Raw genomic sequence first — 25545 nt, 5'->3', positions numbered from 1 at the left:
CGATCGGGGAGGGGCGGTCGCGCCTGAACTTTCGGCGCGACCGCCCCGGTACGGCTTACTTCAGTTTAAGTGCGGCGTCGACGTAGCGCGACGTGACATACGGCGTGTAGTCGGCCTTGACGGCATCGATCTTCTGCTGACCCTTCAGGAACTCGGCCGTGTCCTTGAGGGCCTTGGCGGCGCGGCTGTCCTTGCCACCGCCCAGCCATTCAGCCGATGCCTGCTGCTGGGCCGACGGGAAGGCATAGAGCGAGAGCGCGCCGGGAACGTCTTCCGGCTTGCCGCCGATCATCTTCACGATGGCCTTGACCTGTGGCGAGGTGGCGGTCCAGGCGGCCTGATGATCACGGTAGGCCGCGTCGGCGTCGGCGATCACCTTGACGAACTTCGCCATGAAGTCGGCGTTCGCCTCACCCCATTTGCGGTCGACGGCGATGCCGTCAAACGTCGGCTTGCCCTGCTTCGACAGTTCTCCCGAGGTGATCAGCACGTGACCGCTCTTCTTGATCTGCGCGAGCGCCGGATCCCAGACATAGGCCGCATCGATGTCGCCACGCTCCCACGCCGCCACGATCTGGTTCGGCTGCATGTTGAGCACCTTCACCTCGGTCGGCTTGATGCCCCATTGTTGCAGGGCAAACATGGTGTGGTAGTGCGTGGTCGAGACGAACGGCACCCCGATCTTCTTGCCCTTCAGGTCGGCGGGCGACTTGATGTTCGAGGCGTTGCGCACGACCATTGCCTCGGCCTGGTTGATGTCGTCGAGAATCCAGAACAGTTGCAGGTCCAGCCCCTGCGAGACGGCGGCGGCCATTGGGCTGGAGCCGAGCACGCCGATCTTGATGTCGCCCGAGGCGAGGGCCGTGGCGACCTTGGCGCCCGACTCGAACTGACGCCAGTGGATCTTGTAGCCGGTGGCCTTCTCGAATTCGCCGCCGGTAATGGCGACCAGCCACGGATCGACGATTTGCTGGTACGCAATCGTCACCTCTTTTTCCTGCGCCTGCGCCGTCGAGGGCAGCGTAAGCCCGAGCGTCAGCGCAGCGGGGAGTGCAGCTGCCGCCAGTGCCGTGGCGGCGAACACCCGTCGCAGCCGGTTCGGAAGTCCATTCATGGTTCACCTCTAATCGGAAAGTTTTCGGTAGAACACTCGGGTTTGACGCACACGCTGTTAAGAATCGGCGCCAAGTGATTGCATCATTGCCGCCAGCCTTTTTGTTCGTTAGAGCCAGTTGGCCGCATTTGATGATGCCAACTGGTCCAGTGGACCCGAAATCGGCTTGCAAGCCGCATGAATGCTGGAATCGGGCGTGATTTCGCGCGACTGCGGATAAACCCCAACTCGGAATGGATGTCACCGTCACTTGAGTAATAATTGACGTTCTGGAAGGGTGAGTCGAGAGGGGGCACGATGTCGAGCCGGATTTCCGCGGCGATGTGGAACCAGTTGTTTCAGATGTCGGCGCACGCCGGCATGAGTTTGCAGAGCCAGATTCGCCAGATGCTGGTGTCGGCGATTCTCGACGAGCGGCTGATGCGCGGCGCTGCGGTGCCGTCGTCGCGCGAGTTGGCCGAAGGGCTTGGCGTGGCGCGCAACACGGTGGTGCTCGCCTATCAGCAACTGGTCGACGAGGGCTACCTGATTGCGCGGGAGCGGCGCGGGTATTTCGTCAACGGCGATATTCTGGCGCCCCGCGTCGGGTCGCAGGTCACGCCGGCGCGCGATGCGCCGGCGTTGGCGGCTGGCACCATCGCGCCACGGGATCCGGCGACACCGGACTGGGAGGGGCGCTACGTGGTGCGTCCGTCGGGGCAACGCAACATCGTGAAGCCCATCGATTGGCAGAAGTATCAGTACCCCTTTATTTACGGCCAGTTCGATCCGACCATGTTTCCGACGGCGGATTGGCGGGAGTGTTGCCACAAGGCGCTCACCGTCATGGAGATCCGCGACTGGGCACCGGACATGATCGCGCGCGACGACGAGACACTGATCCAGCAGATCCGCACGCGCGTGCTGCCGCGACGCGGCGTGTGGGCCGACGCCGACGAGATCGTGCTCACCAATGGGGCGCAACAGGCGCTGTATCTACTGGCCGATTTGCTGGTCGGGGCGCACACGACGGTGGGGATCGAAGACCCGGGCTACCCGGACGCGCGCAACATCTTCGCGATACGCACGCCAAAGCTCGTGGGCTTGCCCGTGGACGAGTCGGGTCTGCCGGTCGACGATCGCTTGTCGCAGTGCGATTACGTGTACGTCACGCCATCGCACCAGTGCCCCACGACGACCACGATGCCGCTGGCGAATCGCGAGGCGTTGCTGCGTCGGGCGGAAGCCGAAGACTTCGTGGTGATCGAGGACGACTACGAGAGCGAAAACAGCTATTCGGACATTCCGATCCCGGCGCTCAAGAGCCTGGATCGCAGCGACCGTGTGATCTATATCGGGAGCTTGTCCAAGTCGTTCGCCCCTGGGCTGCGCCTGGGGTATATCGTGGCGCCGGCGGCGCTGGTGGCGGAGTTGCGGGCGTTGCGCCGCTTGATGATTCGCCATCCGTCGGCGTTCATTCAACGCTCGTTTTCGATGTTCCTGGCACTGGGCCATCACGACGCCTTGCTGCGTCGTCTGGCGGATACCTATGCGAAGCGCGCCGAGGTGCTGAGCGCGGCGCTTGCCGCGCATATGCCGGAGGTGTCGTTCGTGCAGGTGAAGGGCGGGGCGTCGTGCTGGGTGCAGGGGCCGCCGACGCTGAACGCGAACGTGCTGGCGACGCGCGCGAAGTCGCGCGGTATTCTCATCGAGACCGGCGACATTTTCTTCATGGGCGACTCGCCGCCGCTCAACCGGTTCCGGCTGGGCTTTTCGTCGATACGGCTCGAGCACATCGAGTCGGGCATCATCGCGCTGGCCGAGGTCCTGCGCGAGACGATGGCGCAGGGGTAGGTCGCGTGCGGCCGGCAGTCAGCGGGCGTTGCTGGCTTATGATGCGTCGGCAGGCGACATCGTCGAACATGGAGGCAGGCAGGGAGCATGGATAGCAAGTGCAAGAACCGGGCGACGCTCATTGGATTGGCGGCCGTGGTGTTGTGGAGTTCGATCGTCGGACTGATTCGAGGCGTGAGCGAGAGCTTCGGGCCGACAGGCGGCGCGGCGATGATGTACACCGTGGCCTCGGTGTTTCTGCTGTTCTCCGTCGGTTTCCCGCAGCTCAAGACATTCCCGAAGCGATATCTGTATGTGGGAAGCCTGCTGTTCGTGGCCTATGAACTTTGCCTGTCACTGTCGATCGGCTACGCGAACAGTGCGCAGCAGGCGATCGAGGTCGGCATGGTCAACTATCTCTGGCCGACGTTCACGCTGATCTCGGCCATCGTCTTCAACAAGCAGCGCGCGAATTTTTGGGTGATTCCGGGGTTCTTTCTGTCGATGCTCGGCATTTGCTGGGTACTGGGCGGCGATCGTGGACTCGACTTCGCCGAGATGGCGGCCAACGTGCTCGCCAACCCGCTGAGCTATGGCCTGGCGTTCGCGGGCGCGGTGATCTGGGCCGCTTATTGCACCGTGACGACGCGCTATGCCGAGGGCAAGAACGGCGTGACGTTCTTCTTCATGCTGGTGGCGGCGGCGCTGTGGGCGAAGTACCTCGTGGCGGGCGGTGGGCAGATGCATGTGAGCACGCTCGGTATCGTCTACCTGGTGCTGGCCGCATGTGCGATGGGCTTCGGCTATGCCGCCTGGAACGTCGGCATTCTGCGCGGCAACGTGACGGTGCTGGCCGGGGCGTCGTATTTCATTCCGGTGTTCTCCGCGGCAATATCGGCGATGTTGCTGCAAGCGCCGCTGTCCTTCGCGTTCTGGCAAGGCGCGGCGATGGTGTGCGGCGGCTCGATACTTTGCTGGACGGCAACGCGATCGCGACGGCCAACCGGCGTGACGTCGAAGGCGGTTGATGTGCGGGAGTGAGTCGTCGTCAAGGGCACGTGTCGAACAACGATGCGTGTGCCCCGATGGCTGGGAATGCCAGCGAGAACGGTCCGCGATCAAGCGTGATCCATATCCCGGTATCGAAGGAGGCGCGTGACGATGGAACTCACCCTTTCATTGGCGCTGTCAATGGCGAAGTCATTTCCGAATATCGGCCGCGTCAACCGAGTCAGAACCCCACCCGTCGGCATTTCCACGGTGAGCCGTGCCCCGCGCTCATATGCGTGACGGGCGGTGTCATACCAATTCACCTGACGGGCCATGTTCCAGGCGAGGTCGTCTGCAATGTCGTCGGGACGAAAAAGCGCCCGCGCCCGGGTGCAACTGATGTAGGTCATCGTTGGCCGTTGAAAGCGCACTTTCGCGGTGGCTTGCGCCAACGTGCTCGCCTGGGCCGTGAGCAACGCGCAATGCGACGGCACCGTCATTGCCAGTCGAGCCGCCTGTGCGGCACCGGCTTTCGACGCCAGCGCCTGTACACGATCCAGCGCGGCATCGTTGCCCGCCACCACGATCTGTTGCTCGGCATTCAGATTCGCGACGTAAGCGGGCGAGTCGTCGGTGTGAACGGCCTCCACAATGTCGGCCACCGCTGCAGCGGGCAATCCGGTAATCACCGTCATGCCATAGCCGCGCGGATAGGCCGTCTCCATCAAGCGGCCTCGCAGGTGCACGAGACCCAGCGCATCCCTGAAATCCAGCGCCCCTGCCGCGACGGCTGCCGTCCAGGCACCGATCGAGTGGCCCGCCACAAGGTGCGGGGTGGCCCCTTGTGCGGCGAGCGCTCTTGTCATGGCGACCCCCGCGATCAGCAGACTCAACTGCACGGCGGTGGTCGAGCGAAGCGAATCTGTACTGCAAAGTGTCATCGGATCGATGCCGGTGGCATCGTGCGCTTCGGCCAGCGTTGATTGGACCTCGGGCGTGTCGGGCAATGCGCCCAGCATGCCAGGGCGCTGCCCCCCCTGACCGGGATAGGTGAACAAGATGCTCACGTCGTGTCTCCGACGTCGCCCCACGGATCCGCAACCAGTGTCGGACCTTGGTCGGTTTTCACGAGCATGCGAGGCGGCGAGCGCAGCCATTCGCGAAGCGAGAAACCGCCGCGCCCGGTATCGATCTGGACGTCGATCCTGCAAGTTCTGTCGCGCGCAATCCATGCGAGCGCGTCGCATTGCGCGTCGGATGGCGGAAACGGCAGGCGAATGAGGACATCGAGATCGCTTTGTGGATGCAGGGCCGGCAAGCCGGTGGCCAGCGCAAAGCCGACGCCGCCGGTCGGTCCCCAATGCAATCCCAAGGCATTGAGGACCGGGGCGAGATCACGAAGTGCTCTGAGGCACGGCAGCGGTGTTGTGGGCTCGATTCCGGCGACGCGATCGAGCAGCGATTCCGGCGAGACGATGCGGCGCACCGAACGGCGTGGCACGTGCGCCGCGATGCGCTGGTCGCGGGACGCCCCGCGCAACCCGACCGGTACGAGGTCGGGTTGCGCGAGCGGCGCCCTGCGCACGACGGCAGGCGTACCGCTTGCCAGTGCGTCAGCCACCCACCCCGGCACCGCCATCCCCTCCGGTAGCGCAACATCGTCACACCAGAGAAGATCGTGGGGCCGTAGCGGTGGCCGTTGCGCAGCGCGGTCCAATGTCATTGCACAAGGGCCTTCGTCGCTAGAAACAGGACCGACGGTCCGAGCAGACATCCCAGGCCGGTATGGAACGTCGCGACGAGCGCGCCGTAGGGCACGAGTCGGCGATCCGTTGCGGCGAGTCCCGCCGACACACCGCTGACGGTCCCTGCCAGTCCTCCGAACACCATGGCGGCGCGGGGGTTGTCCAGCGCCAGCAGTCGGGCGGCAAACGGCGTGCCGACCATGACGATGATGGCCTTGATGAGCCCGGCGGCAATCGACAGGGCCATCACGTCGGAACTGGCACCGATCGCGGCGCCCGTCACCGGGCCGACGATGTAGGTCACGGCACCTGCGCCGATGGTGGTCATGCTCACGGCGTCGGTGTAGCCGAACGCATGGGCGAGCGACGCCCCGACGATGAAGGGCAGTACCGTGCCGAGCAGCAGGGACACAACGCCAATCAGACCGGCCTTGCGGGCTTCCGAGACCTGTACCTCGAACGCGGTGGCAACGATCGCGAAGTCGCGCAGCATCGCGCCGCCCATCAGTCCGATACCGCTGAACAGCGAGACGTCCGCGAGTCCTTTTTGTCCGCCCGAGGCGGCGCCGCCCCAATAGGCCAACACAAGGCCGATCATGATGGCGATGGCCGAACCGTGTACGCGCCCGAATGTCAGCCGTCGGGACACCCACATGGAGAGTCCCATGATGATGCCCACGAGGGCGAAGGCGGTGACCAATCCGTTGTGGTGCAATATTTTCTCGAACATGGATAGCATGACTGATCCTCTCTCAAGCGTTCTGTGCCGTCTCGGACAGCGGCGGAAGCGGCTGCGCGTTGCCCGTTCGGTTGATCAGCGCAATGGCGACGCCGCAGACCAGCACGGCACCCACGGCGGCAAGCAGCGCGACGGGACCGCCTCGCAAGGCGGTGACAACGTCTTGCTGAGCGGCCATGGCGACCACGACAGGGATATACATTGCGCCCCAGAAAGAAACCCCGGCTTCGGTCGCAGCAGGCATGAGGCCGCGCCGATGCAGATAGAGCCGAGCGAAGATCAATAGCAGCATGGCAATACCGACGCCGCCGACATTGGCTTTCACACCGATGGCCTGGCCGAGCAGGTCGCCAAGGAAGATGCCGGCGAGATGGCAAATCGCGAGCAGGGTCGTACCGTAAATAATCACAAGCTGTCTCCTGGTTGAAGCAATGACGAACTGTCTTTTCTGGTGTTATGGCAAGCGTCGAGTCGTCGGATTCAGGGGTGAAACGGGAATCGGATATCTGGGCCGACAATCGCTCTCCAGGCGCGCGGCGGTGAGTCTTGTGGATGGCCCGGCGTTCACGCCGGGCGGTCGGGCGCGAACTACCAAAGTGCCTTCAGTCGTTCGCGAACCGTCGATGAGGCCTGTCGGGAAGGCGCGCCGAGTCGGCTGGAAAGACCGCGCGACGGATCTCTCTGGATGTCCGCGAGCGCTTTCGCCAGCACGCGCCGTACTTCACCGACGTCTTCCGGATCGGGCTGTTGGGCTGAACCGACCTTCAGCAGGCGCCACAGCAGCCCAAGCGACGCAAAGTTGGCGATGTCGTACGCCATCGGGGGAACGGCTTCGGCCAGCGCTTCGAGTTCGTCGACCGAACGCTGTGTAATGCGCGCGGCGGCCTCTTTCCCCATCGCGTGAACCATCACGCCAGCGTCGTCGAGCGCGACCAGACGATTCGCCTGATACCCATGCGCGAGAAACGCGCCGGACATCGCTCGCCCGACGATGAGCCCGATCACCGGGTGTCCGGCCACACGCGCCGCGGCATAGGCATCGGCCGCCGCCGCAAGCGCGAGATGAATGCCATAGGCTTCTTCGCGGCGTCCGTAAGCCTGGCTCGCCACGTCGACGATGGCGACGATGGCGGCTTTGCTCTCGCGGTCCCGGTCGCGTGCGATCACGTCCCGCACGGCGCGCGCCAGTTGCCATCCCTCGATCAATCCGACTTCGCCGTGTCGTGCGCGGGGAAAGCGATTGTTCTCGTCCGGAATCACGGCGATGTAGCGAGCGGGGGACTCGGCGAGCGAGGCATCCACGACCTGCAACGTGCTGCCGTAGTCATCGGTCTCGGTGCGGTGCGCAGCGTCGCACGTCAAAGCGTGCATCCACACGGCACCTCGTGAGGAACGTTCGGAACGGCTCATGAGGGGTCTCCTGCGCGGGCGGCGGCGTAAAGCGCGCGCACGTCTTCGGGCGAAGGCTGATTCGTCACATCGACGTGCATCAGCCGCTCAAGGTAGTACTCGATTTGTTCGCTACGCTGCGGCTTCGGGGCGTCGGCCCGCAGCCATGCGAGCACCTGCGCGCGAATCGCTGCGGTGTCGTCGTCGAGGCAGGCGTCGACAAGGCCTGTCGCCTGGCGTTGCTCCCCACCGGTCAGACCCCAGATGAACGGCCGATCGCGTGAGTCGTATTCGTCGACACCGGCCTCCTGCTCGATGACGGACGGCCCATTCAACCCAAGCCGTGCTTCGCGTGTGACCAGCAGATAGCTGCACATGCCGGCGGCGATGCTCATGCCGCCAAAGCAGCCGACCACCCCGGCGGAGATGCCGATGACGGGCCCGAACGTTCTGAGTTCGTGGATGGCCGCGTGGATTTCCGCGATGGCAGCGAGGCCGAGATTGGCTTCCTGCAGACGCACGCCGCCCGTCTCGAAGACGATGACCGCGCGTGTCGGTATGCCTCGGCGGTTGTCTTCGACGGCAAGCTCAAGGGCCCCCGCGATTTTCGCGCCGGAGACTTCCCCCATGCTTCCGCCCTGGAAGGCGCCCTCGATGGCGAGGACGACTGCCGGTTGCGAATCGAGCGTGCCACGGGCGACGACCACACCGTCGTCCGCTTGCGCAACGATGCCTTGCCGGGGCAGCCAGGGCGAGGACAATCGTTGGAACGGATCCAGAAGCTCGCGGAACGTGCCGGGGTCGAGCAGGGCGAGGGCGCGACGGCGCGCGTCGCGTTCGATGAAGCTGTCTCGTTGTATCGGAGTATTCGTCATCTCGATGGGCCCTTATTGGGGAGATTCGAGGGCTTCGCGCGCTTGCTCGAGGCGAAGGCGAACGACGGCCGGCGTAGCGCCGAAATCGTTGATTTCCACGTGCAGCGCGGGCCAGGCGTGTGATGCGAAGATTCGCTCGAGCTGCGCGTGCCAGATCGCGGACAGGCCATTGACGGAGGTCGTGAGTTCGACGTGGATCTGCCCCGGCTCGCCCGGAGACAGCAGGACTTCCAGGTCGCCCGACCCGACGACGCCGACGCAGGCTCGGCCCGCACTGGGTGCGCCGCCGGAGAAATGAAATTGAAGCGTTTCCATGGACGTGCTTCCTAAAGACTCAGAAACGGTGATTCGTTAAGCCGCGACGACGACCCCTTTACGGATAGACGGTCGAGGAACAGGGCGGCGGCCAGCATGTCGGCGGCACCGCCTGGCGAGATGTGTCGGGCCAGCATGTCGGACTCGAGTTTTCGAAAATTGCGTCGGCCGTCTGTCGTCGACAGGCCCCCTGCCGCGCGAACGGCGCTCGCGCCGGCCTGCATCGCGTGCAGCGCGTCGGGGCCACCCCGAGCCAGGACGCACGTGTCGTCCAGCGTGGCCATGACCGCAAGTAGGGCGTCGATGCGGGCATGGTCCTCGCGCATGCCTGCCGCGCGGGCTCGCCTGAGTGCGGGCAGCGCGACTTTCGTCACGTGCGGAAAGCCTGCCCATGCCTGACCTCGCGCACCGCCCACGCCATAGTCGAGGCACGCGCGCTCGCCTTTATGTCCGGTGGCACATGGCGCAAAGCGGTCGGGCAGGCGCGCGAGCGTTGCGGCGCGACGCGCGACGGCATGGGCGCTCAGTGCGTTGGGCGCTTGCGTTGCGGCCGTGATCAGAAGGCCCAGTGCCCAGATGGCGCCGCGGTGGGTGTTCACGCCGCCGGTCGCCGCGAGCATTGCCGTTTCCCCCAGGCGCCCGAGACGGCCGATCTGCTCGCGCAGGCGCATTGGGTTTTCGATCAACACACCGGCCTTGGCCATGGCCTCGAACGTCGGCCGCAAGACATTGGCCGACTGCACCATCAAGCCCCATGTGAGGTCGTGATGTGCGCCGCATCCGCGAACATCGACAAGGCCCGGCTTGGGAGTGAGCGTCACTTCGTCGATCAGCGCGGACTCGACGAGCGTGGCGAGTTTCGTTGCGATCTCGATCGGCTGGGACGGCGACTCGATCCGTCGAATGAGGGTCTTGTCCATTACCAGCTCCGAAAGCGCGCGGGCGGGTCGTAGAGTCCCCCCGACCATTCGACCAGCTCGCCGATGCTCTTGGCGGCGAGCAGCTCGCGGCTGGCATCTGTGCGACGAATGTCCAGATCTTCCGGCAAGGCGATGAGGCCGTCGCTGCGCATCTCCGCTGTCTTGGCCGGGTCGTGCTTCAGCCCAATCGCGGTGACGCCGGCCACCGCCGAGATCATGGCGCGGCGCTCTTCCAGCGAGCGTGCCTTGTAGAGGTAGGCAATGCCATCTTCAGTGAGCAGGTGGGTCACGTCGTCGCCATAGATCATCACGGGGGCGAGTGGCATGCCGCTTTGTTTTGCGACTGCAACGGCGTCCAGCGTTTCGACGAACGTCGGCTTGCCGCCTTCCTGGAATGTCTCCACCATCTGAACGACCAGCTTCTTGCCGCGTTCGAGCAGGGTGTCCGGCTGCGTCATGTCGAGCCAGGCAGGCGTGGCGTGACGGCGTCCGCGCGGGTCGTGCCCCATGTTCGGTGCACCGCCGAAGCCGGCCAACCGGCCACGCGTCACCGTGGACGAGTGTCCGTCGCCGTCGACTTGCAGCGTGGCACCGATAAACAGATCGACGGCGTACTGACCGGCCAGTTGGCAGAGCATCCGATTGGAGCGAAGCGAGCCGTCTCGACCGGTGAAGAAAACGTCCGGGCGCGCGGCCACATAGCGCTCCATGCCAAGCTCGGTGCCGAAGCAATGCACGCTTTCGACCCATCCCGATTCGATGGCGGGGATCAGGGTCGGGTGGGGGTTGAGCGTCCAGTTCCGGCAGATCTTGCCTTTCAGTCCGAGGCGCTCGCCGTAGGTCGGCAGAATGAGTTCGATGGCCGCGGTGTTGAAGCCGATGCCGTGGTTGAGCGACTGAACGTTGTGCCGCTCGTAGATGCCGCGAATGGCCATCATCGCCATCAGGACGTGCACGGGTTTGACCAGGCGGGGATCGCGCGTGAACAGCGGCTCGATGAAGAAGGGCTTGTCGGCCACGACGACGAAATCGACCCACGACGCCGGAATGTCGACGCGCGGCAGGTCGGTCACGTCGTCGACGATCTCGTTGACCTGAACGATCACGATGCCGTCGGAGAATGCCGCGGGTTCCACGAGCGCCGGTGTGTCTTCGGTGCTGGGGCCGGTGTAGATGTTGCCGGCGCGGTCGGCCTTGAAGCCCGCCACGAGGGCGACGTTCGGGATCAAGTCCACGACAAGCCGAGCGTAAAGCTCGATGTAGGTGTGGATCGCGCCGACCTCCAACTGTCCGTCGGCGAGCAACTGACTGATGCGCAGGCTCTGCGGCCCGGCAAAGGAGAAATCCAGCTTCCGGGCGATGCCGACTTCAAAGAGATCGAGGTGTTCTGCGCGACCCACGCTGGGCATGATCATGTGCAGGTCGTGCACGATGTCCGGATCGACTTGCACCAGTGAGCGCGAGAGGAAATCCGCCTGCTTCTGATTGTTGCCTTCGAGCACCACGCGGTCGCCCGGTGCGATCAGCGCTTGCAGGGCCGCCACGATGTCGCCGGTCTCGATCACCTTGCCATGGGCGATCCTGCGGGCGGCCGCGAGGCGGCGCGCCTTTTCGTCGCGCCGGCGACGCCATTTCGCCGGGATTGTGGGCATCTCTTGCATGTCGGAGGCTCCAGCCATTGAGTCGTCAGTAGCCTCTAACCTATGCGTCAAAACCACTCGTTTCAATCAACTTAGGTGTCGGTTCATTAGCTTTAGGGTAATAATTGGGCGGTTCGAAGCAAACGTACCGAAACGAAGTGAGGCGCGAGCATGGCAATTGACGACGGCATCACCCTGAAGAAGCTGGAAGTGTTTCAGGCGTTCATGGCGCTGGGGAATATGGCCCGGGTATCGGAAGTGCTGGGTCAGAGCACGGTGAGCGTGCACCGTGCGCTCCACTCGCTGGAGGCTGGGCTCCGGTGTCCGTTGTTCAAGAAGGACGGTCGAAAGCTGATTCCGTTGGCGACGGCGTATGTGTTCTCCGAGCATGCGGCACGCATGTTGAGCGAGTGCGAGACCGGTGTGCAGCGCACGCGCGAGGCGGCCGGATTCACGTCGACGCGACTCAAGATCGGCGGCCTGTATTCGATGACGGTCGGGACGATTCCGCGATTGCTGGTCGGGTTGAAAATGCGCCGACCTGCGTTGGATATCGATCTCACGCTCGGGTCCAATCGCGATCTGATGTCCAAACTGGACGACGGTCTGTTGGACGCGATTGTCATTGCCCTCGGCGCACCGCCGAAGAGTCCGGACCTATTGGTCATCCCCATGTTCGAGGACGACATTCTCTTCGCGGCGCCGCTGGGCTCGCCGTATGCGAAAGAGACGGCCATCGACCTCAGGGCCGTGCGTCATGAGAAGTTCGTGTCGCTCGGCGACGAATTCGCGACGTATCACGATTTCAAATCGGCCTTTGATCTCGCGGGATTCGCGCCGGACATTGCGATGCAGGTGGGCGACATCTTTTCGCTGATCAATCTCGTGAGCGGCGGCATAGGGTACGCGTTGCTGCCGCGACGCGTTGCGGATTTCAGTCCGAAGGTGCAGTTGATTCCGCTCACGCAACGCTATGCGCGCAGCCAGAATATCGTGTTGGTGCTTCCGCGAAACCGTGAGCGCGATCCGAATCTGCTCGCCCTGAGCGCGGAGTGTCGCATGCTCAGGGCGTAGGCGTTGCATCGTGTGATCAGGCAATCAACCAGTTGTTGAAGCGCTCGGTGACGGCCCTGCGATTCTTGTCCCACCATGCTGCGTTTTGATTGACTGCGAGCTTGACGTTGTCAGGCGCGGTCGGCAGCAGGGCCGCACGCGCCGGATCGATGAACTTGAAGGCATCGCGGTTCGTCGGCCCGGTAGCGACGTATTGGGGCATGACGGATTGGCGTACCGGGTCGGCACAGAACCTGACAAAGGCCTTTGCCAATTCGGCGCGCGGCGAGCCTTTCGGAATCCCCCATCCCTCGATCGCGTAAGTGGCGTCGTTCCAGACGATGGCGACCGGGGCGCCACTGTCGATGGACGCTTGCGCGCGTGACGTCCAGGTGATGATCTGGTCCACGTCGCCGTTCTGCAGGAGTTGAGAGGCCTGTGCGCCGGTGCTCCACCAGACCGCGACATGGGGCTTGATCTTGTCGAGGCTGCGAAAGGCGCGGTCGACGTCGAGCGGGTAGAGCTTGTCGCGCGGCACGCCGTCGGCCATCAAGGCCTGTTCGAGCGAGTCGACCGGGCTTCTGCGCAGGGATCGCCGGCCGGGGAAACGGGCCACGTCCCACATATCGCGAAGACTCGTCGGACCCTTGGCGCCGTACTTGTCCTTTCGATACGCGAGAACGGTGCCATACACATTGACGCCGAGCCAGTCGGGGCGCACCGCATCAGGCAGCAAACCGGGGAATTGCTTGCTGTCAAGACCAATCGGTTCAAGAAAGCCCTGCTCTTCGAGGGGCAACACATCGGCTGACAGTGTGAGCGTCGTGACATCCCACATGAAGTTTCTTGTCTTCACCATCGCGGAGAACTGCGCCAGTGGCTGCGAGTCTCGTGCAATGTTGATGACTTGAATGCCGGTGGCTTTCTCGAAGGGATCGTAAAAGGCCTTGCGATAGGCGAGGGCATACGGCCCCCCGGGGTCGCTGACGACGATGCGTTTGTCGCTTTGCGCCCGCGCCATTGGCGAGAGTGCGCCAGTCGCGACAAGTCCGCCGATAGACTTGATGATGGCGCGGCGCTTAACACTGTGGGGGCTGCTCATATTGACTCTCCTATGGATGAGGCGCTGGATAGGGACAAAGGGGCACAGATGCGTCAGCGTCCCGTGAATCGAGGCATGGACTTGGCGCGGAACGACCGCACGGCTTCGCGATAATCCTCGGAGTTTTCAATCGTGGCGATCTGCGCGTCCACGGCGGCTCGTACGTCGCCAAGCGTATCTGTGCTGATCGCGTTGAGTTGCATCTTGCTTCCAATTAACGATAGCGGCGCCTTGTCGAGCATGGGGCCCGCAAACACTAGCGCCGCTTCGACGGCGTCGCCGTCGGTCATAAGATCGAAGAAGCCGGCATGCGTCGCCCGCTGGGCATGGACGAATTCGGCGGTGTACAACCAGCGCCGCGCGGCCGAAAGGCCAACGAGGTGCACGAGACGCTGAACATGCGCCGTGGGGTAGACAAGGCTCAGTTTTGCCGCAGGGATCGACAAGCGCGCTGACGTATGGGCGATCCGGAAGTCGCAGCACATCGCGAGGCTGACCGCACCGCCTACACAGGCACCCCGGATCGCTGCGAGCACGGGGAACGGTGCGTCGAGCAGGGCCTTGTATGCCGCGTCGATGGCGTCGCGGTGCTGCTGCGCGGCGCCCGGCGACGATTTCGAGGCGTTGTAGGCAACGATGTCGTCGCCGGCGCAGAAGTGTTCTCCCGTGCCGGTCAGGATCACGGCGCGCGTCTCGTTGCCCTGCGCGAGTCCATTGACGGCGTCGGCAATGCCCTGCCACACCGCCCGGTTGCAGGCATTGCGCTTTTCGGGGCGATTAATGCGCAGGGTGGTGACACCAGGACAGATCGCTTCTATGATCAGCTCAGGCATGGCGGCCTCTGTCGCGAACGCTGGTGCGAGTTTTCGCCGGCGTGTAACCGGACGACTCGAGATCCCAAACCCCGTCGACCGAGCGCTCGAGATCGTTCTTGCGGATACGTTGCGTCGGGGTTTTGGGGAACTCGTCGATAAAACTGACGTAGCGCGGAATCTGGAAATAAGGCATTCGTGACTCGCACCACTGGATCAAGTCGAGCGGCGCAACGGCGTGTCCGGCCCGGAGCCGCACGAACAACTTCAGCTCGTCCTCCCCCAACGCGGACGGCACGCCGACGAGCGCGGTTTCTTCGATGGCGGGATGTTCCGCGAAAACGCGCTCGACTTCCCACGCGGCGATATTGATGCCGCGACGACGCACCATATCCTTGCGCCGCCCCGCGAAATACAGGTAGCCATGCGCATCCTGGCGTGCGAGATCTCCGGTCAGAAACCACTCGCCGCGTCGCGCTGACGATTCGGCGTCGACATTGCGGAAGTAGCCGAGAAAACCCAGCCCGGGGACACGCCCGCGCACGGTGATCTCGCCGATCTCGCCCGGTGCCACGGGGTGGCCGTTCTCGTCGGTCAGCGCGACGTCGAAATAGGTGAGCGGTTTGCCGATCGAACCCGCCGGTCCATCGGGATTCACCGTCACGAAGGTGGTCAGTTCCGACAGGCCGTAACCCTCTCGCATCTCGACGCCGAAGCGTTGCGCAAACGACATCCAGAGTTCCGCGGGGCAACCGCCGCCCCAGGCGACACGCACGCTGTGCTGCCGCTCATCGCTTCGCGGTGGCTGGTTGAGCAGCATCGGCAGGACGCTGCCCAGATAGTGGATGTGCGTGACGCCGTAACGCCGCGCGTCGTCCCAGAAACGCGAGGCGCTGAAGCGTTCCACCATCGCGAGTTGTGTGCCACCGAGCAGCGCGGAAATCGCAACCGCAACCCCGGCGCCGTGGTGCAACGCCTCCCAGAGCAGAAACGTGTCGCCCGGTTGCGCGCCCGTCAGTCGCAGGATAGCCATCGCACCGGCGCGAAGTGTGCGATCCGATTTGAGGACGCCCTTGGGAGCGCCCGTGGTGCCGGAGCTTGGCGTGAGGGCAAGGATGTCGTCGGCGACAACGACGGAATGCTGGGCGTCGGTGCGCTTGTCTGTACCTGCGTCCGCATCGGTATCTGTGTTCGTGCGGTTCGCGAAGACTTCATCGCGCCAGAGCATCTGGTCGACCTTGTCGATGTCGTGCCCGAGGGCTTCGGCATATTGGCGGTCGGCCAACAAGGCCTTGGGCGCCAGATGGTCGAACAGATGGGAAAGGGAAGCGCCGACGAGATGGACATTGACGGGCACACGTACCAGCCCCAGCTTGATCAGCGCGAAGATCGCCACGAGATGATCGGGGTGGCTCGGCAGCATGAGCGCGACCCGGTCGCCATGACGCAGCCCTTGCGCGCTCAGGACGTCGGCCAGGCGATCCACGCGTCGCGCCAACTCTCCCAGCGTCATGACGTCGTCGTTGAATCGGCAATACACCGCGTCGGGGGTTGTCTCGGCGCGGCGGGCGAGGGTGGCCGCGATGGTTTCATCCGGCACCGAAGCGATGTCGACGTGCGTGTGCAAGACGGGTGTGGGCTGGCTCATGGGGCGGTGATAGGAACGATGTCGCGAGTGAATGAACGTGAATGTCGACATCGCTTGTGTTTGACGTCGGAATTCGTATAATTGGGATGTAATTACAAAAATTGCATTCCAATTTCACTAAATCCTAGTCGCGAGAATATTCATCGCAAAGGTGTGGTTTACCCGTGTCTATACGTGGGCGCGGGTGAGCGCGTGTGAGCGCCTATGAGCGCGACGCGTCTCGCCAGTGGGGGGAGACGGCCGTGCCGCCCGATGAAAGTTCTCGCGATCCTTTTGATCCTTTCGAGGATGCACGATCTTGAATTTGCCCCTGCCCGAAGACGCCGAGCTGGACGAGCGTCTTTACGTTGCCTCGGTCGCCAAGGCGATGCGTGTGATGGAGACGTTCGATCAGTCGAGCCAGCAACTGTCGATTGCCGACATCACCGAGATGAGTGGCCTTGGGCGAAGCGCAACGCAACGCTTCGTCTACACGTTGCACCGCCTGGGCTATTTGCGACGCGATCCCGCGTCGAAGCTCTATTCCGTTTCCGCCAAGGTGTTCCGGTTCGTACACAGCATGATCGGCGCGAATGCCGCGCTCGAACGTAGCTATCCATTGCTTTCGCAATTGGCGAAAGACACACGCGAGACGGTCTCGTGGGTGGAACTCGACGGCGACGAGATCGTGGTCATCGGCAATGTGCCGAGCGTGCATCTGGCGTCGATCACGTTGTCGGTGGGCAGCCGTTTTGCGGCGCTCTCGTCGTCATCCGGTCAGGTGTTGCTGTGCCAACGCAGCGAAGCGGAGGTGCGATCCCTCATCGCGCACATGCCCGACGCCGCGCGTGAGCGATTCGCGGGCAAGCGTGACGACGATATCGTTGCGATGCTGGCGAAGGTGGCCAGCGCGGGATATTCATTGACGGCGAAAAGCTTCGATGAAGACAGCCTGTCGATCTCTGCACCTGTTTTCGATTTTTCGGGTCGCGCCATCGCTGCGATCAATCTCTCGACTCTGGCATCTCGGTATTCGGAGAAGGCGGCGCTTGCGGAACTTGTGCCGCTTGTAGTCGCTGCGGCGAAGGGGGCGTCGGCGGGGTGACCAGTTGAGTCCACAGCCGTTAACGGCCATTCGCAAAGGGCCGTTTCCGAACCACTGCCGCCGCTCGACTATCGCCACCGCATCGTTCTTTTCGCAGCGCGAGTCGGTTATCCTTTTGGCCTCTCACCACACCCCGTAGAACACTCCGGCCTTCTTGTACTGATGCGTGCCGTGCTCGACGTCGTCGTGCGTCACGGTGGTGCGATTGCGCAGGCCGAGGGACCAGGTCAGCAGGCGCTCGCGCATGGCCTGTCGCACGTTGTCAAACGCCGGGTCGGTACCGAGGTCGACGAATTCGTCGGGATCGTTGCGCAGGTCAAAAAGCTGCGGCGCGAATCCGTCCCAGTGAATGAATTTCCACACGTCGGTGCGCACCATCCAGCCGCGGCAAGCGTCGGGGCGGCGGCCGAGGATCTGGCGTGCCTGCCGATAGGCGTAGTCAAGCTCGGAGAAGACGGCATCTCGCCAGGGCGTTTGCGCTGCGTCGTTTCGCGTCAGCGCAAGCAGCGAGCGACCTTCGACGCGGTGATCGGGAACAGGCATGCCGAGCGCGTCCAGCACTGTCGGCACGGTGTCGATGGCCTCGACGAAGCGTGCGTCGCTGTGGCCGCGCGTGGCGTCGGCCTCGGGGGACGGATCGTAGACGATATACGGCACGCGCTGCACGGTGTCGTAGAACAATTCCTTCTCGCCAAGCCAGTGGTCGCCGAGGAAGTCGCCGTGGTCGGCGGTGAAGACGATGAGTGTGTCCTTCCACCGTCCGAGCCTGTCCAGGGTTTCCCACAGTCGTCCGAGATGATCGTCGAGCTGGCTTATCAGACCCTGATAAGCGGGCCGCACCTTGGCGATGACCTCGTCGCGCATGAAATTGGCACATTCCTCCTGCTGGAAGTACGCACCTGTCACCGGATGTGGCGCCTCGCGCTCACGCTCGGCGCGCCGCACGGGCAGGCATTGTTCGAGGGTGTATTTGTTGTGGTACGGCGCTGGGGCCATATACGGCCAGTGTGGCTTGACATACGACAGGTGCATCGCCCATGGAGCATCGCCCTGGCGCTCGATGAAACGGATGGCCTGGTCGGTGGTATAGGCCGTTTCGGAGTCGGCTTCGCGCACACGCGCGGGCAGGTGCGCATTGCGCATGTGCCAGCCGCTGACGATGCGGCCCTGTGCATCTTCGGCCGAGATCACAAAGTCTGACCACGGATCGTCGCTTGCGTAGCCTTGTTGGCGAAGGTATTCGGCGTAGCCGCCGGCGGGTTCCGCGTGATGTCCGTCGTAGCGGTCGACCAGCGTGAAATGGCCCTCGCGCAGCAGCGCGCCGAGCGCATTGCCGCCATCCAGATGCAGGCGCTTCAGACCGTGGTTGTCCGGCATCATGTGCGTCTTGCCGACCAGCGCCAGCTTCATGTCGCGCGCGGATAGATATTCCCCTAGCGTGATTTCGTCGATCGACAGCGGCACGCGGTTCCACGTCGCGCCATGGCTGGCGACGTAGCGCCCTGTGTAGAACGACATTCGCGATGGGCCACACACCCCTGACTGTACGAACGCGCGCTCGAACTTCACACCGCGTCGGGCGAGACCGTCGATGTTGGGCGTGGCCAGATACGGATGCCCGTAGCACGACAGGTGGTCCGCCCGCAGTTGGTCACACATCACGAAAAGCACGTTGCGGATCGACGACATCGTAGGTATCCGAATTGAATTTAAGCGATGACGTTCAGCGCGACGTCGTGCCATTGCTGGTGCCGAACCGCACACCGGTTGTACGGCGTGCCAGGTCGGGCATCGGCCACAACGCGACGAGACCGACAACCATGGCCGTTGTCACGAAGTAGGCCGGCATCATCTTGTCGCCGGTTGCGCTGATGAGCCAGGTGACGAGAAACGGCGAGAAGCCGCCGAACAGCGTGGTGGCCAAATTGTAGGAAATCGAAAGGCCGGTGGCCCGTACCTGTGCGGGGAACAATTCGGCCAGCGCGGTTGACGCGGGGCCCAGTGCGGCTGCCATCAGCACCGCGAACACGACCTCCACCCCGAGCAGTCTCGGCAGGCTCGGCGCGGCGACTAGCCAAAGGAACAGGGGATAGATGGTCAGCACGTACAGCGCCATTGAGGCGCCCATCACAGGTTTGCGCCCGATGCCATCAGACAGCAGCCCAAACAGCGGAATCAGGATCATGCGCAGCGTGCCGGTGACCATCAGCACGATGAACGGTGCGGACACCGGCAGCTTCAGTTGGGTCACCGCATAGACCGGCAGGTACACATTCAGCACGTATTGAGCGACAGAGCTTGCGACGACCAGCCCGAACGCGATCCACAGTGCGGCCTGGTGCTCGCTCCAAACCGTCGCGAGCATCGAGGAAGCCTTGCCTGACGTGGTGGCGCGTGCGCCGTCGCCGGCGTCCTCAAAGGTCGGCACCACTTCGTGAAGCCGGGTGCGGATATAGAACCCGACCGGACCGATCAGCATGCCGAACAGGAACGGCACACGCCAACCCCACGCATCGAGTGTGCTCTGGCTCAGCCCGCGCGTGACCAGGGCGCCCATCAGCGCGGCCGTCACGGCAGCGACGAATTGGCCGAAGTTTTGCCAGCTTCCGTAGAAGCCGCGCCGGTGAGGCGGCGCGTACTCGATCAGCATCGCCGTGGCGCTGCCGAACTCGCCCCCGGCCGACAGGCCTTGCAGCAGTCGCGCCAGCACCACGATGATCGGCGCGGCGATGCCGATCGTCGCGTATCCGGGGGTGAGCGCCATCATGGCCGAGGACACCGTCATCAGCAGGATCACCAACGACAGAGCGGCCTTGCGCCCGGCGCGGTCGGCGTAAATGCCGAGCAGGATGCCGCCGATCGGCCGCATCAGGAATGCACTGCCAAAGGTTGCCGTGGTCAGCAGCATCGATACGGTCGGGTTCGACGACGGGAAGAACTGCCGCGCGATGATCACCGACAGGAAGCCGAAGACGATGAAGTCGTACCACTCGAATGCGTTACCGATGGTGGCGGCGACGATCGCCCGGCGGTTGGCGCGGGGCAGGGCAGGCGTGGTTGGCATGGCGAAATCCTCCTGGCGGCGGCCGGGCTCCGGGGCGGGCGGCTGCCATGTCTCGTGTTTGTGTTGTTGTGGCCGCCACGAGGGCGCTCAGGGCTGTCCGTGTGGCAAGCCATCACGATTGTGTGGATTTACTTCGTTACCGTCCAATGAGATATTGCCTCCAAATCATAAATTTAAGGTTATGAATTAATGGCTTCCGCAACCTCCGGCGCATCGCCTGGCGTGTCGCTCGAACGTAGTGCGATTGATGGGTATTTTTCGCGCCAGTTGAAACTGCGGCACCTGCAGTTGCTCGTGGCACTCGCCGATCGCCAGACGGTCGGCAAGGTCGCAGAGGCACTGCACGTGACGCAGCCGGCCGTCTCGAAGATGCTCAACGAGATGGAAAAAGGGATCGGTGTGCCGCTGTTCGAGCGTGATGGACGCCGTATCCGGCCCACGTCCTACGGCGAGTGCCTGATCCGCCACGCGCGCGAACTATTGCTGCACGCCCAGCGTGCCAGTGAGGAGTTGCACGCGATGACCAGCGGTGTTGGTGGCCGCGTCGAGGTGGGTGTGCTGTCGGTGGCCGCGCCGATCCTGATTCCGGCGGCCGTGGCGCTGTTCAAGCAGCGTTCGCCGACGGCTACGGTGTGCCTGCACGAAGGCACGCTGGATCAACTCTTGCCGGCGCTGCGCGCGGGCCAGCTCGATATGATCGTTGGGCGCCTCGCGCGGGGACTGGCCGCGCCGGAATTCACCAGCGAGCCGCTGTTCGACGACCCGACGGTCATCGTAGTGGCGCGCACGCATCCGCTGGCATCTCGCAAGCGCATCAAGTGGGCCGACTTGGCAGGGTTGGCGTGGATCGTGCCGAGTGCCGGTGCGCCCATGTACCGGCATCTGCTGTCGGTACTGGAGTCGCACGGCGTGGGTACGCCGATCAACACCATCGAGTCGGTGGTGATCGACGCCAACGTGGGCATGCTGCAGTCGTATCCGGTGCTGGGTCTGCTGCCGCGCTCGCTGGCGCGGCATCACGAGGAGGGCGGTGTGTTGAAGATTTTGCCGTTGAGCCTCGGTGCCGCGCTCGGCCCGGTCAGCACCACATGGCGTGCCGATGCCGACGACACCCCAGCCACCGCGCTGTTTCGTGCCTGCCTTAGTGATGCGGCGAAGGTGGCGCGGATTTAAGGTGGGCGTGTGTTGTAGCGACCGTGGGGGAGCTGGAGACGGTCTCGATCCAGATGGTGGATGCAGGTTGCAGGGTTGCATCGTCCAGCGGAGAAATCTGAATTTCCCCGCAGCAGTGGTGGGAACGACCGGTTGAATCCACAGAGAGAATCGGGCGCCTGGGCGTCCGACTGACGGCGTTCATGACTGAGGTTTCCTGGCCGGTAACCATTGTCAGTCCATCGGCGGTTTTCGACCCGCTTCGGCCAGTCAGGACTCGCTGCCATGGGCGTCCCTTGATGGAGTGCAACAGTCGTTCACTAGGGGTATAGAAGAGCCACCCCATTGCTGGAGCGGCGTAGAAGTTCGTCATTGTGCCGAAAGCGGTTGACGAACCGGAGAGAGAGAGTTGTGAATCTAACCACTAACGCGCTAGCGGCTGTCGCGAAATCGTTTTGAGCGAATTAGCGAAGCGCAGTATTGCGCCCCGCCTACTTCGGGCATGATGATAGGTGGGCGATCAGAACGCCGCCTTTCCTACCGATGCGCCACCGTCAACGAATAACGTTTGTCCAGTGATAAAGCCCGCATCCTCGGACAGAAAGAATGCTAAAGCCGCGGCCAATTCCTCAGGCTTGCCAAACCGCTTCATCGGCACGAGCGAAAGAAAGCGCTCCTCTGCTTCGCTGCCGATGGGCGTGTTCTGCCGGAAGAGTTCGGTTTCGGTGGGCCCGGGCGCGACGGAATTGACAGTAATACCCGTCTGCGCAAGCTCAAGCGCCCACGTGCGCGTAAAGCTCATCATCGCGGCTTTCGCCGCCGCGTAAGCCGTGCGGTTGGCCACGCCAAGCACGACAAGGCTGGAGAGATTGACGATTCGGCCCCACCCTCGGTTCCGCATGCCGGGCAGCAGGGCTTGTACGGTCTGCACGGCAGAAGTGAGATTATGACGGAAGGACGCTTCGAGATCGTCGAGATCGATCGCTTCAACACCGGCCAACCGGACGAACCCCGCGTTATTGACGACGCCATCGAAGGCGTAGCGCTCGGCCAACCCCTCGAGCGCACGCGCGGTTGCAACTCGATCCGTCAGATCGACTGAAACCAGTGTACCGGGAAAACTTGGATCGTCAGCGCCGCGTGCGAGACCGACGACCTGATGGCCGTCGGAGGCGAGCCGGTTCGACAACGCACGCCCGATACCCTTGCTGGCGCCCGTTACTAAGAATGTACGTTTGAGCATTGGAAAATCCTGAAAGGCTTAAGAGAGTTGGCCAGTATGGTCCGTAAGGACGTTAGCCCCAACGGGAATTCAAGATGATGCTGCACAAGTCCACGCGCTTGAAGCCTGGGTCCTTGTACGCGCAAGAAAGTCGTAATTGAAGGTGCCGAAGGTAGTGCCCGGGCGACGCTTCATGCCATCGTAAAAGGCATCAATCACCTTGCCTCCGAAATCGGCGCCGCGCGGATAGGCCGCGATCGCCGCCGCGCGCTGTTCCTCAGTAAAGTCATCAAAGCCCCGTCCCGCCCCGTCCATTCCAGCCCCGGCTTGCATCAGCGCGATTTCGCCATGCATATACTCGGGAATGCCCGGCGTCGTATGGAGCGCCACAGCGGTCCACACTTTCGCTACGTCAGCCTCGTCAACATGATGGCTGCGCAGAAAATCGCGCGCGGCGTTAGCGCCGTCGACTTCGAAACGCATTTCGCTTTCACGATAGGCCGACGTCAGGCCGATATCGTGGAACATGGACGCAACGTAGAGCAGTTCCGGGTCGAAAGCGACGCCGTTTCGTTTTCCCAGCAGTGCGCCCCATAGGTAGACGCGTGTCGAGTGATTGAACAGCAGTTCGCTTTCGGTATCGCGAATGAGCTGTGCGACCTCCCGCGCGAGCTGGCTGTCGGGAATGACGACGCCGGGCAGTTGATTCGTCGGCGTTGCTTTATCGTGCTTCATCGGGTTCCTCGATCTGTAGAGCGCGTGCGTTTCCGGCAGCACGCTTGCCTTCCGGACCACGCCTCGCGGTCTGCCGATCGCGCATGGGAATTGTCTGGCGGTATTACAACGAGAAAGTTACGCTTCCCTTGGGTCATGGAAAAGACCCAAGATCGAACAATCCGAATGTACTATCGCGTCTATGACAAAGCTTTCTATCGGCCTCGATCGCTCCGGACGAATCTCCCTATCGGGGCAAATTCACGGTTCGATTCGAGATGCGATCGAGTCGGGCCAGCTTGCCGCCGGCGCGCGGCTGCCCTCCTGGTCGGATCTGGCCGCCCAGCTCGGGGTCTCCCGGGGTACCGTGCGGGCCGCCTATGAACGTCTGATCGACGAGCAGTTCGCAATCGGCCTGGGCGCGGCCGGCACCCGGGTAGCCGGACGGCCTTTGCTGGCGGCGGCAGGATGGTCGCCGGAGGCGCCACCGCTGCCTGATCTGTTCTACGACTTCAACGCCGCGCCTTTGGCGTTTCAAATGGGTGTGCCCTCCCAGGACGCCTTTCCGTTCAAGCTCTGGTCACGCATTCAGGCGCGCGCGGCGCGCCGGGCGGCAGCGGCTCCTGTTTGCTACCCCGACCCACGAGGCGAACCGGACTTGCGACAGGAGATCGCAGCATATCTTGGCGTCTCACGTGGGCTTCGATGCAGTCCCTCCCAGCTCTTCGTCACGGCAGGTTTCTCCGGCGCGCTCAATCTCGCGATTCGCGCCCTGCGCGTGGAGGGCAGACAGGCCTGGCTGGAAGACCCTGGCTTTCCGCTCACGCGTACGGCGCTCGGGCTGGCGGGCATGACCGTGGCAGGGGTGCCGGTGGACACGGAGGGGCTCAATATCGACGCAGGCCTCCGGATCGCACCCGAGGCCGTCCTCGCGGTGGTGACACCGGGCCAGCAGGCGCCGCTCGGGATGACGATGTCCCTCGCTCGACGGATTTCACTGCTCGGCTGGGCCAAGCGAAACGACGCCTGGATCGTCGAAGACGACTATCTAGGCGAGCTGCAGCTGAAAGGACGGGCCGCACCGGCACTGGCCTCGCTCGATCAGGACGGACGGGTGCTGCACATCGGGACCTTCAGCAAGACGATCAGCCCGGCACTGCGCCTGGGGTTTCTCGTAGTCCCACCGGCCTTGGCACGTCACTTCGGCGACGTCGCGGCGTGCCTTACGCCCGCCCCGTCTGCAGCCGTGCAGCACGCCGTGACAGAGTTTATGCACGAGGGGCACTATCTTCGCCATCTGCGGAGAATGAAACGTCTCTATGCGGTGCGGCAGGAAGCCCTCGTTCGTTGTCTGAAGGAGCAGCCCTCGGAATCACTCAGGGTGCAGGCCGCCGCCGGCATGACCGTCGTGGCCGCGCTTGCCCAATCCGTATCGGATGTCGATATCGCTTTGCGGGCGCGGGCTTTCGGGCTGGCCCCAGTTCCTCTCTCACCTTGGTACACGGGCGATCCGGGGCAGAAGGGGCTACTGCTCGGCGTGACGAATCTGGATGAAAGAACGCTGCCGGCCAACTGTTCCCGCCTGCTGGAACTCGCTCGCGCGCGCCACTGACGGACCAGTAATTCTGGCTTTGCCGTCGCTTCTTGGTACAGTGAAAATGTTCATTCCTGGTGCTTTTGCATGCCCGCATGTCGCACGACAATGTGGAAGCACAAAGGAGCCGGCCATCCATGAACATTCAATCCATCGCGAAAGCCGCCTATACAGCCATGGCCTTCAGCATCGCCATGCCCGCCGCGGCGCATGGTGCGGCTGAAACCGTCACACCAAACTTTCAGCACGCCATTCCCAACATTCCGGGCAAGTCATTGACCGCCGTCGTCGTCGATTACGCACCGGGTGCCGCGTCTTCAACGCACAGGCATGCGGGCTCGGCCTTCATCTATGCCTATGTCGTATCGGGCGAGATCGAGTCACAGGTCGATGACGGTCCGAAGCGTGTCTACCATGCCGGCGAAAGCTTCTTCGAGGAGCCCGGCGCCGTTCACCGCGTGAGCCGCAACGCGAGCGAAACAAAGCCTGCAAAGCTACTCGCCGTGTTCGTTGTGGACAGCAACGACAAAGCGCTGACCACCCCCATCAAGTAATCCACCA

Annotated in this window: 23 protein-coding genes and 1 pseudogene; 7 read left to right on the top strand and 17 right to left on the bottom strand. The window is 63.4% G+C overall.

Going from position 1 to position 25545, the window contains the following annotated elements:
* Nucleotides 1-55: 55 nt before the first annotated feature.
* Nucleotides 56-1114, bottom strand: coding sequence for a taurine ABC transporter substrate-binding protein (gene tauA, locus BGP02_RS20940; RefSeq protein ID WP_017235498.1), 1059 nt, complete (start codon nt 1112-1114; stop codon nt 56-58).
* A gap of 297 nt (nt 1115-1411) precedes the next feature.
* Here tauA and pdxR (BGP02_RS20935) point away from each other — a divergent pair, with 297 nt between their 5' ends.
* Together pdxR (BGP02_RS20935) and yddG are read left to right on the top strand one after the other, a co-directional pair.
* The gene (gene pdxR, locus BGP02_RS20935; RefSeq protein ID WP_286799182.1) at nt 1412-2947 is read left to right on the top strand and encodes a MocR-like pyridoxine biosynthesis transcription factor PdxR; all 1536 of its coding nucleotides are present in this window, start codon (nt 1412-1414) and stop codon (nt 2945-2947) included.
* Between the two features lie 87 nt (nt 2948-3034).
* Nucleotides 3035-3967: an aromatic amino acid DMT transporter YddG gene (gene yddG / locus BGP02_RS20930; RefSeq protein ID WP_286799181.1), complete on the top strand. Its 933-nt coding sequence runs from the start codon at nt 3035-3037 to the stop codon at nt 3965-3967.
* 77 nt (nt 3968-4044) lie between these two features.
* Here yddG and mdcH read toward each other — a convergent pair whose 3' ends face one another.
* From mdcH to mdcA, 9 genes are all read right to left on the bottom strand, one after another.
* Entirely contained in the window at nt 4045-4983 is a 939-nt protein-coding gene (gene mdcH / locus BGP02_RS20925; protein WP_286799180.1) for a malonate decarboxylase subunit epsilon, read from the bottom strand.
* The gene (locus BGP02_RS20920) at nt 4980-5639 is read right to left on the bottom strand and encodes a malonate decarboxylase holo-ACP synthase (RefSeq protein ID WP_286799179.1); all 660 of its coding nucleotides are present in this window, start codon (nt 5637-5639) and stop codon (nt 4980-4982) included. The genes mdcH and BGP02_RS20920 overlap by 4 nt, the downstream gene beginning before the upstream one ends.
* The gene (gene madM / locus BGP02_RS20915) at nt 5636-6400 is read right to left on the bottom strand and encodes a malonate transporter subunit MadM (protein ID WP_026132280.1); all 765 of its coding nucleotides are present in this window, start codon (nt 6398-6400) and stop codon (nt 5636-5638) included. The genes BGP02_RS20920 and madM overlap by 4 nt, the downstream gene beginning before the upstream one ends.
* A 13-nt stretch (nt 6401-6413) precedes the next feature.
* Nucleotides 6414-6809: a malonate transporter subunit MadL gene (gene madL / locus BGP02_RS20910; RefSeq protein WP_017235504.1), complete on the bottom strand. Its 396-nt coding sequence runs from the start codon at nt 6807-6809 to the stop codon at nt 6414-6416.
* Nucleotides 6810-6988: 179 nt separating this feature from the next.
* On the bottom strand, nt 6989-7810 hold the full coding sequence (mdcE, locus tag BGP02_RS20905) for a biotin-independent malonate decarboxylase subunit gamma (RefSeq protein WP_286799178.1): 822 nt from the start codon (nt 7808-7810) through the stop codon (nt 6989-6991).
* The gene (locus tag BGP02_RS20900; RefSeq protein WP_286799177.1) at nt 7807-8664 is read right to left on the bottom strand and encodes a biotin-independent malonate decarboxylase subunit beta; all 858 of its coding nucleotides are present in this window, start codon (nt 8662-8664) and stop codon (nt 7807-7809) included. Before BGP02_RS20900 ends, mdcE begins: the two co-directional genes overlap by 4 nt.
* Before the next feature lie 12 nt (nt 8665-8676).
* Complete coding sequence (locus BGP02_RS20895) at nt 8677-8979, bottom strand: malonate decarboxylase subunit delta (protein WP_017235507.1); 303 nt, start codon at nt 8977-8979, stop codon at nt 8677-8679.
* Nucleotides 8980-8990: 11 nt separating this feature from the next.
* A complete protein-coding gene (locus BGP02_RS20890; RefSeq protein WP_286799176.1) occupies nt 8991-9899 on the bottom strand; it encodes a triphosphoribosyl-dephospho-CoA synthase in 909 nt (302 codons plus the stop codon).
* A complete protein-coding gene (gene mdcA, locus BGP02_RS20885; RefSeq protein ID WP_286799175.1) occupies nt 9899-11560 on the bottom strand; it encodes a malonate decarboxylase subunit alpha in 1662 nt (553 codons plus the stop codon). The genes BGP02_RS20890 and mdcA overlap by 1 nt, the downstream gene beginning before the upstream one ends.
* 150 nt (nt 11561-11710) lie before the next feature.
* Between mdcA and BGP02_RS20880 the strand changes: the two genes are divergently transcribed.
* Nucleotides 11711-12613, top strand: coding sequence for a LysR substrate-binding domain-containing protein (locus tag BGP02_RS20880; protein ID WP_286799174.1), 903 nt, complete (start codon nt 11711-11713; stop codon nt 12611-12613).
* A gap of 16 nt (nt 12614-12629) precedes the next feature.
* Here BGP02_RS20880 and BGP02_RS20875 read toward each other — a convergent pair whose 3' ends face one another.
* From BGP02_RS20875 to BGP02_RS20865, 3 genes are read right to left on the bottom strand one after another with little or no spacing between them, the layout of a single operon-like run.
* Complete coding sequence (locus tag BGP02_RS20875) at nt 12630-13694, bottom strand: ABC transporter substrate-binding protein (RefSeq protein ID WP_502688504.1); 1065 nt, start codon at nt 13692-13694, stop codon at nt 12630-12632.
* 53 nt (nt 13695-13747) lie between these two features.
* Nucleotides 13748-14527: an enoyl-CoA hydratase/isomerase family protein gene (locus BGP02_RS20870; RefSeq protein ID WP_286799173.1), complete on the bottom strand. Its 780-nt coding sequence runs from the start codon at nt 14525-14527 to the stop codon at nt 13748-13750.
* Nucleotides 14520-16154 (bottom strand): AMP-binding protein, encoded by a 1635-nt coding sequence (locus BGP02_RS20865; RefSeq protein ID WP_286799171.1) that lies wholly within the window; start codon nt 16152-16154, stop codon nt 14520-14522. The genes BGP02_RS20870 and BGP02_RS20865 overlap by 8 nt, the downstream gene beginning before the upstream one ends.
* A 298-nt stretch (nt 16155-16452) precedes the next feature.
* On the opposite strand from BGP02_RS20865, the gene BGP02_RS20860 reads away from it, so the two are divergent.
* Nucleotides 16453-17238 (top strand): IclR family transcriptional regulator, encoded by a 786-nt coding sequence (locus tag BGP02_RS20860; protein ID WP_286799170.1) that lies wholly within the window; start codon nt 16453-16455, stop codon nt 17236-17238.
* 123 nt (nt 17239-17361) lie between these two features.
* Here the strand turns inward: BGP02_RS20860 and BGP02_RS20855 are convergent, their stop codons facing one another.
* Both BGP02_RS20855 and BGP02_RS20850 read right to left on the bottom strand, forming a co-directional pair.
* Nucleotides 17362-18927 (bottom strand): sulfatase-like hydrolase/transferase, encoded by a 1566-nt coding sequence (locus BGP02_RS20855; RefSeq protein ID WP_286799169.1) that lies wholly within the window; start codon nt 18925-18927, stop codon nt 17362-17364.
* A gap of 34 nt (nt 18928-18961) precedes the next feature.
* Nucleotides 18962-20302 (bottom strand): MFS transporter, encoded by a 1341-nt coding sequence (locus BGP02_RS20850; protein WP_286799168.1) that lies wholly within the window; start codon nt 20300-20302, stop codon nt 18962-18964.
* 189 nt (nt 20303-20491) lie between these two features.
* On the opposite strand from BGP02_RS20850, the gene BGP02_RS20845 reads away from it, so the two are divergent.
* Nucleotides 20492-21475, top strand: a complete 984-nt coding sequence (locus tag BGP02_RS20845) for a LysR substrate-binding domain-containing protein (RefSeq protein ID WP_286799167.1) — start codon at nt 20492-20494, stop codon at nt 21473-21475.
* Between the two features lie 499 nt (nt 21476-21974).
* On the opposite strand, the gene BGP02_RS20840 is transcribed toward BGP02_RS20845, so the two are convergent.
* Complete coding sequence (locus BGP02_RS20840; RefSeq protein WP_286799166.1) at nt 21975-22697, bottom strand: SDR family oxidoreductase; 723 nt, start codon at nt 22695-22697, stop codon at nt 21975-21977.
* A gap of 52 nt (nt 22698-22749) precedes the next feature.
* Nucleotides 22750-23411, bottom strand: a pseudogene (locus BGP02_RS20835) (HD domain-containing protein).
* Nucleotides 23412-23592: 181 nt separating this feature from the next.
* Here BGP02_RS20835 and pdxR (BGP02_RS20830) point away from each other — a divergent pair.
* Both pdxR (BGP02_RS20830) and BGP02_RS20825 read left to right on the top strand, forming a co-directional pair.
* Nucleotides 23593-25002 carry a MocR-like pyridoxine biosynthesis transcription factor PdxR gene (gene pdxR / locus BGP02_RS20830; RefSeq protein WP_286799165.1) on the top strand — a complete coding sequence of 470 codons (1410 nt, stop codon included), beginning with the start codon at nt 23593-23595 and terminating at the stop codon, nt 25000-25002.
* A gap of 119 nt (nt 25003-25121) precedes the next feature.
* Complete coding sequence (locus tag BGP02_RS20825; RefSeq protein ID WP_286799164.1) at nt 25122-25538, top strand: cupin domain-containing protein; 417 nt, start codon at nt 25122-25124, stop codon at nt 25536-25538.
* The last annotated feature ends 7 nt before the right edge of the window (nt 25539-25545 follow it).

The sequence above is a fragment of the Pandoraea sp. 64-18 genome (assembly GCF_001899225.1).
Classification (GTDB): domain Bacteria; phylum Pseudomonadota; class Gammaproteobacteria; order Burkholderiales; family Burkholderiaceae; genus Pandoraea; species Pandoraea cepalis.
Note: the sequence above shows the minus strand (reverse complement) of the source record. Positions and strands in the feature narration are given on the sequence as shown.

What these genes read in the sequence shown, in the direction of transcription:
- tauA (WP_017235498.1), bottom strand. Translation starts at nt 1,114, where the DNA reads ATGAATGGACTTCCGAACCGGCTGCGACGGGTGTTCGCCGCCACGGCA.
- pdxR (WP_286799182.1), top strand. Translation starts at nt 1,412, where the DNA reads ATGTCGAGCCGGATTTCCGCGGCGATGTGGAACCAGTTGTTTCAGATG.
- yddG (WP_286799181.1), top strand. Translation starts at nt 3,035, where the DNA reads ATGGATAGCAAGTGCAAGAACCGGGCGACGCTCATTGGATTGGCGGCC.
- BGP02_RS20920 (WP_286799179.1), bottom strand. Translation starts at nt 5,639, where the DNA reads ATGACATTGGACCGCGCTGCGCAACGGCCACCGCTACGGCCCCACGAT.
- madM (WP_026132280.1), bottom strand. Translation starts at nt 6,400, where the DNA reads ATGCTATCCATGTTCGAGAAAATATTGCACCACAACGGATTGGTCACC.
- mdcE (WP_286799178.1), bottom strand. Translation starts at nt 7,810, where the DNA reads ATGAGCCGTTCCGAACGTTCCTCACGAGGTGCCGTGTGGATGCACGCT.
- BGP02_RS20900 (WP_286799177.1), bottom strand. Translation starts at nt 8,664, where the DNA reads ATGACGAATACTCCGATACAACGAGACAGCTTCATCGAACGCGACGCG.
- BGP02_RS20895 (WP_017235507.1), bottom strand. Translation starts at nt 8,979, where the DNA reads ATGGAAACGCTTCAATTTCATTTCTCCGGCGGCGCACCCAGTGCGGGC.
- BGP02_RS20890 (WP_286799176.1), bottom strand. Translation starts at nt 9,899, where the DNA reads ATGGACAAGACCCTCATTCGACGGATCGAGTCGCCGTCCCAGCCGATC.
- mdcA (WP_286799175.1), bottom strand. Translation starts at nt 11,560, where the DNA reads ATGCAAGAGATGCCCACAATCCCGGCGAAATGGCGTCGCCGGCGCGAC.
- BGP02_RS20880 (WP_286799174.1), top strand. Translation starts at nt 11,711, where the DNA reads ATGGCAATTGACGACGGCATCACCCTGAAGAAGCTGGAAGTGTTTCAG.
- BGP02_RS20875 (WP_502688504.1), bottom strand. Translation starts at nt 13,694, where the DNA reads ATGAGCAGCCCCCACAGTGTTAAGCGCCGCGCCATCATCAAGTCTATC.
- BGP02_RS20870 (WP_286799173.1), bottom strand. Translation starts at nt 14,527, where the DNA reads ATGCCTGAGCTGATCATAGAAGCGATCTGTCCTGGTGTCACCACCCTG.
- BGP02_RS20865 (WP_286799171.1), bottom strand. Translation starts at nt 16,154, where the DNA reads ATGAGCCAGCCCACACCCGTCTTGCACACGCACGTCGACATCGCTTCG.
- BGP02_RS20855 (WP_286799169.1), bottom strand. Translation starts at nt 18,927, where the DNA reads ATGTCGTCGATCCGCAACGTGCTTTTCGTGATGTGTGACCAACTGCGG.
- BGP02_RS20850 (WP_286799168.1), bottom strand. Translation starts at nt 20,302, where the DNA reads ATGCCAACCACGCCTGCCCTGCCCCGCGCCAACCGCCGGGCGATCGTC.
- BGP02_RS20845 (WP_286799167.1), top strand. Translation starts at nt 20,492, where the DNA reads ATGGCTTCCGCAACCTCCGGCGCATCGCCTGGCGTGTCGCTCGAACGT.
- BGP02_RS20840 (WP_286799166.1), bottom strand. Translation starts at nt 22,697, where the DNA reads ATGCTCAAACGTACATTCTTAGTAACGGGCGCCAGCAAGGGTATCGGG.
- pdxR (WP_286799165.1), top strand. Translation starts at nt 23,593, where the DNA reads ATGACAAAGCTTTCTATCGGCCTCGATCGCTCCGGACGAATCTCCCTA.
- BGP02_RS20825 (WP_286799164.1), top strand. Translation starts at nt 25,122, where the DNA reads ATGAACATTCAATCCATCGCGAAAGCCGCCTATACAGCCATGGCCTTC.